We start from the raw sequence: 14,397 nt of genomic DNA on the forward strand, positions 1-14,397 counted from the left end.
GCCATGGGGGGCCCGCCGCACTCGGGGGAGGCGATGTGGAGGAGTACGCGGGCCGGATCCTGGCCAACCGCTACCGCCTGCCCGTGCCGCCGTCCGACGAGTACGAACTGGTCGAGACCCGCGGCTTCGACACGCGCAGCGGGCAGGAAGTCCTGGTGCGGCAGGTGCCGTTGCCGGAGGTCGTGGACGCGGAGCTGCTGGACGGGCCGCGGGCCGTCCCGGCGGCGGCCCGCCGCTCGCCCGCCGATCTGCCGGCCGTGCGCCGCGCCATCGAGGCGGCGCAGGCCGCGGCCTCGATCCCGGACCATCCCCGGCTGGACCAGGTCTTCGACGTGTTCGCCGAGGGCGAGTCGCTGTGGATAGTGAGCGAACTGGTCCCGGCCCGGCCGCTGGCGGCGCTGATAGCCGATGAACCGCTGAGCCCCTACCGGGCCGCCGAGGTGGCGTCGGACGTGCTGACGGCGCTGCGGGTGCTGCACGCGCACGGCTGGACGCACCGGAACATCACCGTCCGGACGGTGCTGGTGTGCGAGGACGGGCGGGTCGTGCTGACCGGCCTGGCGGCCGGGGCGGCGGAGGAGGCCCTGTGCGGGTACGACCCCGTCCCGGGCGCCGAGGACACCGGCGGTGCGCAGGGGTGGGGTTCCGGCACCGCCGCGGCTGCGACCCCGGCCCCGGTGCCGACCTCGGTCGCGATCCCGGTTCCGGAACCGGTTCTCCCTTCGGTTCCGCTCCCGCTCCCGATCGCGGACCCGGACGCGGATCCCGCTCCGGCCGCCGGTTCCGTGGAGCTCCGTACGGAGGCTCCCGCCGCCTACGCGCCGCTCGTGGCCCCCGGTTACGACACCGGGCCGCGGTACACCGACCACATCACCCCCGGACGTCCGCAGGACGGCCCCGACCTCCAGGCCGCCGCGCGCGCCGGGGCCATCGCCGCCTACCGGGCCGGGGCGCGGGCCGCCGCCGCCCGGGTCATCGAGGAGCGCAGGGCCGGGTCCGGGGCCGCGGCCGAGGTCGAGGCCGGGTCGTCGCAGGAGCGCCGGCCCGAGGGTTCGACCCTCCCGCAGGGGTACTCGTACCCGTACGGCGGCCCGGGGACCGGCGCCGCCGCGCCCTGGCACGGCGCCACCTCCCGCCGGGCGGAACTCCCCGCGGCCGCCCCGGAACAGGCCGCCCCGGAACCGGACCCGGAACCGCGACCGGAGCCCGGACCCTTACCGCAACCCGTGCCGGAGCCGGCACCCCGGCCGGAGCCGACGCCCGGACCTCAGCCCGAGCGCCCCGCCCTGCCCCTGCCGGCCCAACTCGTCCTGCCCCAGGGCTACCGGCAGGCCGAGGTACCGGCCCCGGCCGCGCCCGACCAGCCCCAGCCCGGCGACCGGACCCGCCCCCGGACCGGCCTGGACGCCGAGCGTGCGCGCCAGACCCGGATGGCCGTCGTCGGGGCCGTCACCGAGCGGTGGGCCCCCGAGCAGGCCGGCCCCGTGCACGGACACTGGCAGCTCGCGCCCCCCGTCGGCCCCGCCACGGACCTCTGGGCGCTCGGCGCGCTGCTCTACCGCGCGGTGCAGGGGCACGCCCCGTACCCGGAGGACAGCGTCGCCGAGCTGGTCGAGATGGTCTGCGCCGAGCCGCCCGCCTTCGCCGAGGAGTGCGGCGCGCTCCGCCCGATCGTGGAGTCGTTGCTGCGCCAGGACCCCACCGAGCGGCCCGACTTCGAGGAGCTGCGCGGCTGGCTGCGTTCGCTGGTGCGGTCCGCGCCCGAGCCGGACGCCGGGTTCGGGGTGCTCCCGATGCCGGAGCCGGACCCGGCGCGGCTGCCCGTCGTACGCCGCCGCGGCGAGGTCCACGGGCGGCACCGCAATCCCGCGGCCCCCCGAAAGCCGCGCGCCCTCGGCCGGACCCTGCTCGTCGGGATCCTGGTCCTCCTCGCGGGCGGGGTGGCGTACGCGATGCTGTTCATGCCCCGGGCCGCGGACCCGGAGGCGACGGGCGACGGGCGGGGAGGCACCCCGCGGGCATCGGCGAAGCCGAGTCCCTCCCAAGTCCCGTCGGGCACGCCCGAGTCCAAGCCCGCGCCGCAGACGACCGCGCCCGCCGAATCACCGGCCGCCCCCGCCCCCGCCCCGGCCGGTTACAGCACCCAGCAGGATCCGGAGCACTTCGAGATCGCCGTGCCCAACGGCTGGGAGCGCCGCGGAATCAACGAGTCCGGTCAGGTGCGCTACACCGACGGGCCGTTCGTGCTGACGATCGTCCCGGGCCGCGACAAGGTCCAGGGCAACCCGGATCCGGCGGCGTACCAGAAGGACAAGGAGCCGGAGCTGACCCCGTACCGGACGTCCACCTGGTCCACCGTCGGCGATGTGAAGACCACCAAGGTGGGCCAGCAACTGCGCGCGACGGGCCGGTACACGTGGATCGACGGGACCGGGCGCAACGTCTACGCCCGCAATTACGTCGTCGCGCTGGGCGGCAGTTACCACGTCGTCCTGGTGACCGGCCCGGAGGACGAACAGTCCAAGGTGACCGAAGTCTTCGAAAAGGCCACGGCGAGTTACAAGGCGGGCGGTTGAGCGGATACTGACGACTGATCAGTACGGCGATTGCGTCACAGTGCCGTCTTTCGGCGCCCGGGCGGTTCCGGCAGCCCCTCCGGGATCCGTAATCTGGCCTGAAGTGCAGAGAGCGGCGGGATTTCGTGGAACAGCAGACAGGTGGGGGCGCCGTGTTGGCGGGCCGGTACCGGCTCGTCGAGCCGATCGGCCGGGGCGGCATGGGCAAGGTGTGGCGCGCGCATGACGAGCTGCTCCACAGGACCGTCGCCGTCAAGGAACTGACGGCGGGTCTCTACGTCGCCCAGGCCGACCGGGACGTCATGCACGCCCGGACGCAGAAGGAGGCCCGGGCCGCGGCCCGGATCCAGCATCCGGCGGTCGTCGTGGTCCACGACGTGCTGGAGCACGACGACCGGCCGTGGATCGTCATGGAGTACATCGACGGCCCCTCCCTCGCGGAGGCGGCCAAGGCGGCCGGGCGGATCGAGCCCCGCGAGGCGGCCCGGATCGGGCTGCACGTGCTGGGCGCGCTGCGCGCCGCGCACGCGGTCGGCGTACTGCACCGGGACGTGAAGCCGGGCAACGTGCTGCTCGCCAAGGACGGCCGGGTGCTGCTCACGGACTTCGGGATCGCCGCGATCGAGGGCGACTCGTCGATCACGCGCACCGGCGAGATCGTCGGTTCCATCGACTACCTGGCGCCCGAGCGGGTCACCGGCGGGTCCCCGGACCCGTCCTCGGACCTGTGGTCGCTGGGCGCCACCCTCTACACGGCGGTGGAGGCGCGCTCGCCGTTCCGCCGTACGTCGCCCATCTCCAGCCTGCAGGCCGTGGTCAACGACGAGCCGCCGGCGCTGCGGCAGGCCGGGGCGCTCGGGCCGATCATCACGGCCCTGCTGCGCAAGGACCCGGCGCAGCGGCCCTCGGCCGCGGAGGCCGAGCGGATGCTGCTGGAGGCGATGGAGGGCCGCGAGCCGAAGGCGGCGCAGGCGTACGTGCCCACGCGCACGGTGACCCCGGAGGAACTCGCCCCGGCCCGGGAGCAGGCCGAGGAGCCGGCGCCGCCGGCGGACGTCGCGGCGACGGCCACGCTGCCGGAGCCCCCCGGGTCCGGAACGGTGTCCGCCGTGGCGCCCGCCGACCAGGGCGGCGGCTGGGTCAAGCGTGCCGCCGTGGTGGCCCTGGTGGCGGCGCTCCTCGGCGGCGGCGGCGTGTTCGGGGTGCTCAAGTACACCGGGGACACGGGCAAGGACGGTGATCCGGACCGGGTCGCGAGCTCGACGGGCGGGCAGTCGGGCGACGCCGGGAAGCCGCAGACGGCGGCCCCTCCGGTGGGCTACAACAAGGTCATCGACCCCATCGCCGGTTTCACACTGTTCGTCCCGGAGGGCTGGACGCGCAAGGCGAACGGCGACCAGATCGACTACACCCCGGACGACGGGAAGCACTTCATCCGGATCGCCTCCGATTCCACCCCGGACTACCAGGACCCGTACGCGCACCTCCTCGACCTGGAGAAGCAGGTGGCGAAGCGGACCGACTACAAGAAGGTGCGGCTGAACCAGAACACCTTCCGGGACAGCACCCGGGCCGCGCTCTGGGACTTCACCTGGACGGAGAAGCAGAACCACCCCGGCCCGCGCCGGGCCAAGGAGCAGATGTACGTGGCCCCGGACGGCACGGAGTACGCCGTCTACATGTCGAGCCCGGTCGCGAGCTGGGCCACGACCGAGCAGCAGTTCGACATCGTGCTCAGCGGCTGGGAGCCGCCCGCCGCGAAGCCTTGATCGGCCCTGATCCCGTCATCCTGCCAGCGATCACTGGCGGAAATGGCAAAATCCGGTTACCGGCGGGTACCCAAAGGCTGTCCGGCGCAATACGCTCACCGGCATGACGGACTCGCAGGCCCCCGCCGCCCCCCTCCGGACCGCACCGCAGCCCACCAATCCGGTCGCCCCGGCCCCGGCCGGTGCCCGCACCGCCGCCGACGTGGTGACCCCCGACCTGGTCGCCCGGCTGACCCGCGGAGTGATCGGATCCGGTCGTACCGCCAACCACACCCCCTTCACCGGGGACCGGCTGGCGGAGCTCCCCGAAGCCACCCCCGAGGACGTGGCCGAGGCCTTCGACCGGGCCCGCGCCGCCCAGCCCGCCTGGGCGGCGATGCCCGTACGCAAGAGGGCGGCGGTCCTGCTGCGCTTCCACGACCTGGTCCTGGCCCGGCAGGCCGAGATCCTCGACCTGATCCAGCTGGAGACCGGCAAGGCCCGTCTGCACGCCCACGAGGAGGTCCAGGCGGTCGCCATATCGGCCCGCCACTACGGGCGCAAAGCCCCCGGGTACCTGCGCCCCAAGGGCCACGCGGGTGCCATGCCGACCCTCACCAAGGTCACCGAGCTGCGTCAGCCGCGCGGGGTCGTCGGCCAGATCGCCCCCTGGAACTACCCGCTCGAACTGTCGGTCGGCGACGCCCTGCCCGCCTTCGTCTCCGGCAACGCGCTGGTCATGAAGCCCGACACCGAGACCGCCCTGACCGCCCTGTGGGCCCGTGAGCTGCTGATCGAGGCCGGGCTGCCCGCCGAGGTCTTCCAGATCGTCCTCGGCGAGGGCCCGGTCGTCGGCCCCGAGGTGGTCCGGCACGCCGACTACGTCTCCTTCACCGGCTCCACCCGTACCGGCCGCGAGGTCGCCCGGGGCGCGGCCGACCGCCTCGTCGGGGTCTCCCTCGAGCTCGGCGGCAAGAACGCCATGCTCGTGCTGCACGACGCCGACATCGAGAAGGCCGCCGCGGGCGCCGTCCGCGCCTGCTTCTCCTCCGCCGGGCAGCTGTGCATCTCCATCGAGCGGCTCTACGTCCACGCCTCGATCGCCGACGCCTTCGTCGAGCGGTTCGCCGCCCGTACGAAGGCCATGCGGCTCGGCGCCTCCCTCGCGTACGGGGCGGACATGGGCTCGCTGGTCGGCGAGCGCCAGCTGGAGACCGTACAGCGGCACGTGGACGAAGCCGTGGCCAAGGGCGCCACCCTCGTCGCCGGCGGCACCGCCCGCCCCGACATCGGCCCGCTCTTCTACGAGCCCACCATCCTCGACGGCGTCGAGGCGCCCATGGCGGTGTGCGGCGAGGAGACCTTCGGCCCCGTCGTCTCGATCTACCGCTTCACCGACGAGGACCAGGCGATCGCCGAGGCCAACGCCACCGCCTACGGCCTGAACTCCAGCGTCTGGACCAGGGACTCCCGCCGCGGCCACGCCGTCGCCGCCCGCCTGCGCACCGGCACCGTCAACATCAACGAGGGCTACGCCCCCGCCTACGGCAGCGCCCAGGCGCCCATGGGCGGCATGAAGGACTCCGGCCTCGGCCGCCGTCACGGCTCCGAGGGCATCCTCAAGTACACCGAGGCCCAGACCGTCGCCCACCAGCGGCTGCTCCCGATGGCGCCCTCGCTGGGCATGGACGACGAGAAGTACGCGGCGTTCATGACCCGCAGCCTCAAGGTCATGAAGGCCCTCCGCTTCCGTTGATCTCCGAATCCGTTAAGGGGCAGCACCGTGTCTGATTCGTACGACTACGACGTCATCGTCATCGGATCGGGCTTCGGCGGATCGGTCTCGGCGCTGCGCCTGACCGAGAAGGGCTACCGGGTCGGCGTCCTGGAGGCAGGGCGCCGTTTCACCCGCGAGGGCCTGCCGAAGAACAGCTGGGACCTGCGCAACTACCTGTGGGCCCCGGCCCTCGGGCTGTACGGCATCCAGCGGATCCACCTGCTCGGCAACGTGATGGTGCTCGCGGGCGCCGGCGTGGGCGGCGGCTCGCTCAACTACGCCAACACCCTGTACGTGCCGCCCACCGCCTTCTTCGAGGACCGGCAGTGGGCGTCCATCACCGATTGGCGCGAGGAACTCGCCCCCTACTACGAGCAGGCCAGGCGGATGCTCGGGGTGCGCCTGAACCCGACCATGACCCCCTCCGACGTCCACCTCAAGGCGGCCGCCGAGAAGATGGGCGTCGCGGACTCCTTCCACATGGCCCCGGTCGGCGTCTTCTTCGGGGACGGCGACGACGCCGAAGGTCAGCGGAAGGTCCGGCCCGGCGAGGAGGTCCCCGACCCGTACTTCGGCGGCGCCGGCCCCACCCGCAAGGCCTGCACCGAGTGCGGCGAGTGCATGACCGGCTGCCGGCACGGCGCGAAGAACACCCTGAACGAGAACTACCTGCACCTCGCCGAGCACGCCGGGGCCGTCATCCACCCGATGACCACCGTCACCGCGCTCTCCGACCACCCCGAGGGCGGCTACCGGGTCCGCACCGTCCCCACCGACGGCCGCCGCAGGGGCCGGGCGAAGGTGCTGCGCGCCCGGCACGTCGTCGTCGCGGCGGGCACCTACGGCACGCAGACCCTGCTGCACACCATGAAGGACCGCGGCGAGCTCCCGCGCCTCTCGCAGCGGCTCGGGGAGCTGACCCGGACCAACTCCGAGGGCCTGGTCGGCGCGCAGACCGACGACCGCCGCTACCGCAGGCGGCACGGCGCGGGCGCCGGCACGGAGCAGCGCGCCGACTTCACCCGGGGCGTGGCGATCACCTCCTCCGTGCACCCCAACGCCGACACCCACATCGAGCCCGTCCGCTACGGCAAGGGCTCCAACGCCATGGGGTTCATGACCGTCCTGCAGGTCCCGCACAGCAGGCACCGGGTCCGGGCCTGGCTGGGCCGGACCGTGCGGCACCCGGTGCAGCTGGCACGCTCGCTGTCCAACCGGCGCTGGTCGGAGCGGACCATCATCGGCCTGGTCATGCAGTCCCTGGACAACTCGCTGACCACCTACCGCAAGCCCGGCGGGATCGGGAAGGGGCTGCTCACCGCCCGCCAGGGCCACGGCGCCCCGAACCCGGTCCAGATCGCGGAGGCCACGCAGGCCGCGACCCTGCTGGCCGAGGAGATCAACGGCTTCCCGGGCAGCAACATCGGCGAGCTGATGGGGACCCCGCTGACCGCGCACTTCCTGGGCGGCTGCCCGATCGGGGCCTCGCCCGAGGAGGGCGTGGTGGACCCGTACCACCGGCTCTACGGGCACCCGGGCATCTCGGTGGTGGACGGGTCGGCGGTCTCCGCGAACCTCGGGGTGAATCCGTCGCTGACGATCACCGCGCAGGCGGAACGGGCGATGTCGTACTGGCCGAACAAGGGCGAGCGGGACCCGCGGCCCGAGCAGGGAACGGCGTACGTCCGCCTGGACGCGGTGGAGCCGGTCCGTCCGGCGGTCCCGAAGGAGGCCTTCGGCGCGCTGCGGCTGCCGTTCCTCGCGGTCCCGGAGGTTCCGCCGCGTCAGCCGTGAGGAATCCGGAACCGGTCGTGTGACAGCGGTGGGCACCGCGCTCCCCCTCCGAGCGCGGTGCCCACCGCGGTACATACGTGACAGATGTTCAGCCTTGATGGTTGTACCGGAATCCCCCCGGGCGGGCTGTGGTGTCGATCACACAGTGAAGTGTGCAACTGCGACTGACGCTCGACAGTCAACGGCTGCATGAGAAAGCGCATCTCTTTGCTGGCTGCCTGTGGCCTCGTGGCCCTGGGCCTGGCCACCACTCCCGCACACGCCGCGGACCCCGTCTTCACCCTGGCCGGACCGGCCGAGATCGGTCTGCGCCCGCACCCCGGGCAGAGCGGCGAGCCGCAGAAGACCTCGGTGGAGTTCCGGGTCGTCAACGACTCCACCCAGACGTTCGGCCGCCAGAGCACCTTCACGATCGACCTGCAGGCGCTCAAGGGCGTCGCCGACGTGAAGCTCGCCCAGGAGCAGGGCGCGGACTGCACGCTCACGGCCACGGCCGTGACCTGCAAGCGCTGGGCGCTGTGGACGGGCGACACCACCGTCGTCGACCTCGACCTCAGCGCGGCCAAGGACAGCAAGGTCGGCGCGAGCGCGAACCTGACGGTCACCGGCCAGGCAGAGGGCGCCACCTTCAAGACCGCCACCACCAAGGTGCGCGTCGGCGGCCCCGACCTGGTGCTGGAGAAGGCCAGGCTGAAGGCGGAGCTGAAGCCCGGCGACAAGCAGAACCTGCCGATCGTCTTCGCCAACGAGGGCACGGACCCGGTCAACGGCGTCGTCCTCGAACTGCGCACCACGCACGGCATCGGCCTGGTCGAGCAGTACGACAACTGCTCCTACTCCGACGACACCAGGGCGGACCAGCCGTGGAACACCGGCTGGAGCACGGTGCAGTGCCTCCTGGAGGGCGAGTACGAGCCGGGCGCGACCTACGGCGTGGACGGCTCGCTCACCCTCAAGGCCGCCCCGCACGCCTTCATCGACGGGCTGACCTACGCGGTGTACGCGGCCGGCGACCAGCCGAAGACGGGCAAGCAGCGCACGCCGGCCGGCGGCAAGAAGCTGGCCGCGGCCAAGCAGGCCGCCAAGGCCACGGCCCAGGCCGCCCCGCGATCGGGTGACCTCGACCCCTGGGACAACATCCAGGAGTTCGACTTCGCGACGAAGAACACCGCCGACCTGGTGGCCACGGGCGCCTCCCTCAAGGGCAAGGCCGGCGAGACGGTGCGGGCCGACTTCGGCTTCCGCAACAACGGCCCCGCGTGGGTCGCGTACCTGCGCTCCGGTGAGGACGTCGCCCGGACGGACATCGTGATCCCGGCGGGCGCGAAGGTCACCAAGGTCCCGGCCGGCTGCACGGGGGTCAACGCGGACGGCACCCACCGCGAGCAGACCCTGGGGGCGCCGCGCTACTTCTGCTCCACCGGCCACGTGGTGGGGGAGAGGGAGACGTTCTCCTACCCGTTCGAGCTGCGGATCGAGACGGTCGTGGCGGACGCCAAGGGCTCCGTCACGGTCGGCCAGTGGACGCCGGAGGGCACCACCGGCCAGCGTTGGGACCCGAACCACGCCAACAACAAGGCCGCCTTCGTGATCAACGCGAAGGACGGCGGCCCGGCCCCGACCCCGACCACCTCGGTCACGCCGAGCCCGACCACTTCCGGGACGCCGACCGCGACCGCGACGGCGACCGCCTCGGCCACCGGCACCGGTGTCACGGCGAACGGCGGCCTCGCCTCCACCGGCACCTCCGCCCAGGCGATCGCGCTCGGCGGCGCGGTGCTCCTGGCGGCCGGCGGCGGGCTGTTCCTGGCGTTCCGCCGCAAGGCGGGCGGGCACGCGTAACCGCGCGCACAGGCAGCGAGCAGGCAGAACGGCCGGCCCGGGGCGTCCCCCGGGCCGGCCGTCCTTTACGGGGTGACCGGGCTGCTGTCCCCTGCCGTCCGGTCACGCGAAGGAGCGAGGTCCCACGACGCACGCCCCACGGGGCGTGCGTCTCATCGCTCCAGCGGATCCACGCGTGGTGTTGCGGTTCCGCGGCTGGCTGACGCGGACATCCTCACCAACGAAGCGCCCTGGGGACGGTCACGGTCCGGACGAGTGACGAACAACCGTCACACGCGGCCCCGGCACAGCTCCAGCAGGGTCATGGCGAGGGCGGTGCCGGGCTTGCCGAGGGCGTCGCTCCAGTGCGAGAGCACCTCCATCTCACGCGACAGGTGCACCCGGCGGCCGCCGGAGGTGATCCGGGCGTCCTGGATGACGGTGGAGACGGCCATCCGCTCCTGGATCAGGCCGATGATCCGGTCGTCCAGGGCGTCGATGCGCGTACGGGAGTCGGCGATCAGCTGCTCGGGGGTGGTGGTGACGCTCATGGTGTTCTCTCCTGGGGGTCGTGGCCGGCAGGAGAGGAAACGCGGAAGCGCCCCGGTCCTGTCGGACCGGGGCGCTTCCGGGAAGTCAGTGGCTCAAGCGAGCATCACGAGGACCCATGGCGACCGGACCGGCCGGTGCCATAGGTAAAGAGGAAGCTCAGCTGCTTGCGCATGGGACGGATTATTACCCCCCGCCCGCCCCGGGGCCAAGCCGATTCGGATGGTGAGACGAAGAGGGCCCGGCATCCCCCGGTAGAATCGACAAAACAGCCACCTCTTCCGCCGGAAGGCCGCCCCGTGCCAGAAGCACCCTCCGCCGCCCACGACAGCGCCCCGGACACGGTTCTCGTCGTCGACTTCGGCGCCCAGTACGCCCAGCTCATCGCCCGCCGCGTCCGCGAGGCACGGGTCTACAGCGAGATCGTGCCGAGCTCGATGCCGGTCGACGAGATGCTGGCCAAGAACCCCAAGGCGATCATCCTCTCCGGCGGTCCGTCCTCCGTGTACGAGGAGGGTGCCCCCCAGCTCGACCGCGCGATCTTCGAGGCCGGCGTCCCCGTCTTCGGCATGTGCTACGGCTTCCAGCTGATGGCCGTCAGCCTCGGCGGCCGGGTCGACAACACCGGCGCCCGCGAGTACGGCCGCACCCCGCTGGCCGTCTCCAAGTCCGGCTCCACCCTCTTCGAGGGCACCCCCGACAACCAGTCGGTGTGGATGTCCCACGGCGACGCCTGCTCGGCCGCCCCCGAGGGCTTCAGCGTCACCGCGTCGACGAACGTCGTCCCGGTCGCGGCCTTCGAGAACGACGAGAAGAAGCTGTACGGCGTGCAGTACCACCCCGAGGTGATGCACTCCACGCACGGCCAGCAGATCCTCGAGCACTTCCTCTACCGCGGCGCGGGCCTCGCCCCCACCTGGACCACCGGCAACATCGTCGAGGAGCAGATCGCGGCCATCCGCGAGCAGGTCGGCGACAAGCGCGCCATCTGCGGCCTCTCCGGCGGCGTGGACTCCGCGGTCGCCGCGGCCCTCGTACAGAAGGCCATCGGCTCGCAGCTGACCTGCGTCTACGTCGACCACGGCCTGATGCGCAAGGGCGAGACCGAGCAGGTCGAGAAGGACTTCGTCGCCGCGACCGGCGTGCAGCTGAAGGTCGTCGACGCGCAGGAGCGCTTCCTGACCGCGCTGGCTGGGGTCTCCGACCCGGAGACCAAGCGCAAGATCATCGGCCGCGAGTTCATCCGCGTCTTCGAGCAGGCCCAGCTGGAGATCCTCCAGGAGGACGGCCCGGCGGTGGCCTTCCTGGTCCAGGGCACCCTGTACCCGGACGTCGTCGAGTCCGGCGGCGGCACCGGCACCGCCAACATCAAGTCCCACCACAACGTGGGCGGCCTCCCCGACGACATCGAGTTCGAGCTCGTCGAGCCGCTGCGCCAGCTGTTCAAGGACGAGGTCCGGATGGTCGGCCAGGAGCTCGGCCTGCCCGACGAGATCGTCCAGCGCCAGCCCTTCCCGGGCCCCGGCCTCGGCATCCGCATCGTCGGCGAGGTCACCAAGGAGCGCCTGGACCTGCTCCGCGAGGCCGACGCCATCGCCCGCCACGAGCTCACCGCGGCCGGCCTGGACCGCGAGATCTGGCAGTGCCCGGTCGTCCTGCTCGCGGACGTCCGCAGCGTCGGCGTCCAGGGCGACGGCCGTACCTACGGCCACCCGATCGTCCTGCGCCCCGTCTCCTCCGAGGACGCGATGACCGCGGACTGGACGCGCATGCCGTACGAGGTGCTCGCCCGGATCTCGACCCGCATCACCAACGAGGTGCCGGAGGTGAACCGGGTGGTCCTGGACTGCACGAGCAAGCCCCCGGGCACCATCGAGTGGGAGTAGTCCCACCCGGATCGTCACGAAGCCGCCGTCCCGTACCCGGGGCGGCGGCTTCGCCCTTTCTCTGGCCACTTGGCAGGGCCCCGGGTACCTTGCGCGGCGAGCCGAGCCGTTCGAGGGAGCGCCCATGCCGGACCAGCCCGTACCCGTGCCCGTGGAGCGGCTGGGCTTCGAGATGCCGCCCGTGCACGACACCGTCGATGCGGCGCGGGCCCACCGCAAGGAGCGGCTCGCCGAGGCACTGCGGCTGCTGGGGCGCCTCGGGTACGAGGACGGGGTGGCGGGCCAGATCACCGCACGGGACCCGGAGTTCGAGGACTGCTACTGGGTGAACCCCTTCGGCCGGGCCTTCGCCGCCCTCACCGCCGACGACCTGCTGCTGGTCGACGGGGACGGGCGGGTGCTCCGGGGCGGGCGCCGGGTCAACCAGCTGGCCTTCGCCGTGCACGCGGCGGTCCACCGGCGGCGCCCCGAGGTCGTCGCCGTCGTCCGCGCGCAGGCCCCGTACGGCCGTGCCCTCGCGGCCCTGGGGGAGCTGCTGGCCCCGATCACCGAGGAGGCCTGCGCCTTCTACGAGGACCACGCGCTGCTCGACGAGTACTCCGGGGCCGACGAGCCCGGCCGGACCGCGCTCGCGCTCGGCCCGTACAAGGCACTGGTCCTGCGCAACCGCGGGCTGCTGACGGTCGGGGACTCGGTGGACGCCGCGGCCTGGTGGTTCATCGAAGCGGAACGGGCCGCGCAGGTGCAGCTGATCGCCCGCGCCGCCGGGAAGCCGGTGCCCATCGACCACCGTGCCGCGGCCCTGACGCGCGAGCGGTTCGGGTCCGATCTGGCCGCCTGGGTGAGCTACCAGCCGCTCAGGGAACTGGTGGCGTCAACATCATGAACCGTTAATCACCTGCTCTGACATCGTGCGCAATCCGGAGCACTGCCGCAGTGGTGCACAATTCGCTGGCATCGCACCGTAGTTCAGAGAGGCGGCACGTACGTGGCTGTCCAAGAGATGTCCCGAAGTACCCATACGGCCGCCTGCGCCTGCGAGGAGTGCGTGCGGGAGGGCCACCGCCGTGCGGTCGCGGCGTTCCTGGAGAAGCGCGACGAGTTCGCCTCCGGGCAGGGGGTGCCGGCCGCCGTGGCCCACTCGCTCGGCGCGTCCCGGCAGTGGGTCTCCGACGAGCTGACCCTGTCGGCCCGCACGGTCGCCGACCGGGGCCGGGAGGCCGGGGACTCCTGGCTGTACCTGTTCTCGCGGCGGGCCGTCCTCGCCGTCTGGATCGCCGCCGGGGTCCTGCTGGTGGTCCAGGTCGCCGCCGCCCTCGGCACCGGCTGGTCCACGGCCCGCACCGCCGGGCTGCTCGCCGCCCTGGTGCTGGCCGGTCTGCTCACGGTCGCGGCCCGCGCCCAGTCGGTGCGCGGCGGGCTGCTGGCCCCGCTGGTCGGCGAGGACAACCGGCTGTCCACCTCGAAGGCGGTGCCCAGCGCCTGGGTGGTGCTGACGGCCTTCGCCACGCTGCTGCCGGCGCTGCGGCTGGCCGCCTCGTCGCCCGGGCCCGAGCGGCAGGCGCTGTACGCGGGCCTCGCACTGGACCGGGCGCTGCCGCTGCTGGCGGTCGTCTCGCTGACCTCGGCCGTGGCGGTGCTGGTGCGCCGGGTGGTCTCCGTACGGATCGTGGGCCAGCGGCTGCAGAAGCTGCCGGCCGACCGGCCGCGCGGGGCGGACCTGCTGACGGACGACGCGGGCCGCGGCAGCTTCCCGGACGCGCAGTACGTGCTCGTCTCGACGGTGGTGCTCGGCTACGCGGCGGCGTCGCTGGCGCGCTTCCCGGACCGGCTGCCGCAGCTGCCGTGGGCGCTGGCCCTGCTGGTGGCGCTGTCGGCCGCGGTGTACCTGGCGGCGAAGTACGCGGAAGGCAGCCGTCCGCTGGTGCTGTCGGTGGTGCGCAGACGGGAGCCCGGGGATCTGGACGCGGCCGTCCGCCCCGGGGACGACATCGAGATCCGGGGGGTGGGCTTCGTGCCGCCCGGGGCGCAGACGCCGGAGATGCTGGCCCGTCTGGTGGTAAGGGTCGGGGCGGTGCACGTGCACGTGCCGCTGGTCCCGGTGGCGGGCGGCTTCACCAATCCCTCCGACGCCGTGCTGACGGTGCCGGTCCCGGCGGAGGTGGAGCCGGGGCGCGTCGAGATCCAGGTGGTCACGGCCGCCGGGGTGGAATCCAACCGCTGCACCATCGATGTTGCCGAGTGAT

Annotated in this window: 9 protein-coding genes; 8 read left to right on the plus strand and 1 reads right to left on the minus strand. The window is 73.0% G+C overall.

What is annotated here, in order from left to right; genetic code table 11:
• Positions 1-35: 35 nt before the first annotated feature.
• The 5 genes from ACGFZK_RS19480 to ACGFZK_RS19500 all read left to right on the plus strand — a co-directional run bounded on the left by ACGFZK_RS19480 (position 36) and on the right by ACGFZK_RS19500 (position 9,737).
• Positions 36-2,576, plus strand: coding sequence for a protein kinase (locus ACGFZK_RS19480; RefSeq protein WP_393850105.1), 2,541 nt, complete (start codon positions 36-38; stop codon positions 2,574-2,576).
• 125 nt (positions 2,577-2,701) lie between these two features.
• Positions 2,702-4,345: a serine/threonine-protein kinase gene (locus tag ACGFZK_RS19485; RefSeq protein WP_393850106.1), complete on the plus strand. Its 1,644-nt coding sequence runs from the start codon at positions 2,702-2,704 to the stop codon at positions 4,343-4,345.
• 103 nt (positions 4,346-4,448) lie between these two features.
• Entirely contained in the window at positions 4,449-6,080 is a 1,632-nt protein-coding gene (locus tag ACGFZK_RS19490) for a succinic semialdehyde dehydrogenase (protein WP_393850107.1), read from the plus strand.
• A gap of 27 nt (positions 6,081-6,107) precedes the next feature.
• The gene (locus tag ACGFZK_RS19495; protein ID WP_393850108.1) at positions 6,108-7,895 is read left to right on the plus strand and encodes a GMC oxidoreductase; all 1,788 of its coding nucleotides are present in this window, start codon (positions 6,108-6,110) and stop codon (positions 7,893-7,895) included.
• A 189-nt stretch (positions 7,896-8,084) separates the two neighbouring features.
• The gene (locus ACGFZK_RS19500) at positions 8,085-9,737 is read left to right on the plus strand and encodes an LPXTG cell wall anchor domain-containing protein (RefSeq protein ID WP_393850109.1); all 1,653 of its coding nucleotides are present in this window, start codon (positions 8,085-8,087) and stop codon (positions 9,735-9,737) included.
• A 269-nt stretch (positions 9,738-10,006) separates the two neighbouring features.
• Here ACGFZK_RS19500 and ACGFZK_RS19505 read toward each other — a convergent pair whose 3' ends face one another.
• Positions 10,007-10,267, minus strand: a complete 261-nt coding sequence (locus tag ACGFZK_RS19505) for a chorismate mutase (protein ID WP_393850110.1) — start codon at positions 10,265-10,267, stop codon at positions 10,007-10,009.
• Positions 10,268-10,564: 297 nt separating this feature from the next.
• Here ACGFZK_RS19505 and guaA point away from each other — a divergent pair, with 297 nt between their 5' ends.
• From guaA to ACGFZK_RS19520, 3 genes are all read left to right on the plus strand, one after another.
• Positions 10,565-12,151, plus strand: a complete 1,587-nt coding sequence (guaA, locus tag ACGFZK_RS19510; protein WP_393850111.1) for a glutamine-hydrolyzing GMP synthase — start codon at positions 10,565-10,567, stop codon at positions 12,149-12,151.
• Positions 12,152-12,275: 124 nt separating this feature from the next.
• Complete coding sequence (locus ACGFZK_RS19515) at positions 12,276-13,037, plus strand: class II aldolase/adducin family protein (RefSeq protein WP_393850112.1); 762 nt, start codon at positions 12,276-12,278, stop codon at positions 13,035-13,037.
• A gap of 117 nt (positions 13,038-13,154) precedes the next feature.
• Positions 13,155-14,396 (plus strand): hypothetical protein, encoded by a 1,242-nt coding sequence (locus ACGFZK_RS19520; protein WP_393850113.1) that lies wholly within the window; start codon positions 13,155-13,157, stop codon positions 14,394-14,396.
• The last annotated feature ends 1 nt before the right edge of the window (position 14,397 follow it).

It is taken from the genome of Streptomyces sp. NPDC048257, from assembly GCF_043201855.1.
Taxonomy (GTDB): Bacteria; Actinomycetota; Actinomycetes; order Streptomycetales; family Streptomycetaceae; genus Streptomyces.

Bases quoted from the DNA above. Each gene is read 5' to 3' on its own strand.
- ACGFZK_RS19490 (WP_393850107.1), top strand. From the start codon at position 4,449: ATGACGGACTCGCAGGCCCCCGCCGCCCCCCTCCGGACCGCACCGCAG.
- ACGFZK_RS19500 (WP_393850109.1), top strand. From the start codon at position 8,085: ATGAGAAAGCGCATCTCTTTGCTGGCTGCCTGTGGCCTCGTGGCCCTG.
- ACGFZK_RS19505 (WP_393850110.1), bottom strand. From the start codon at position 10,267: ATGAGCGTCACCACCACCCCCGAGCAGCTGATCGCCGACTCCCGTACG.
- ACGFZK_RS19515 (WP_393850112.1), top strand. From the start codon at position 12,276: ATGCCGGACCAGCCCGTACCCGTGCCCGTGGAGCGGCTGGGCTTCGAG.
- ACGFZK_RS19520 (WP_393850113.1), top strand. From the start codon at position 13,155: ATGTCCCGAAGTACCCATACGGCCGCCTGCGCCTGCGAGGAGTGCGTG.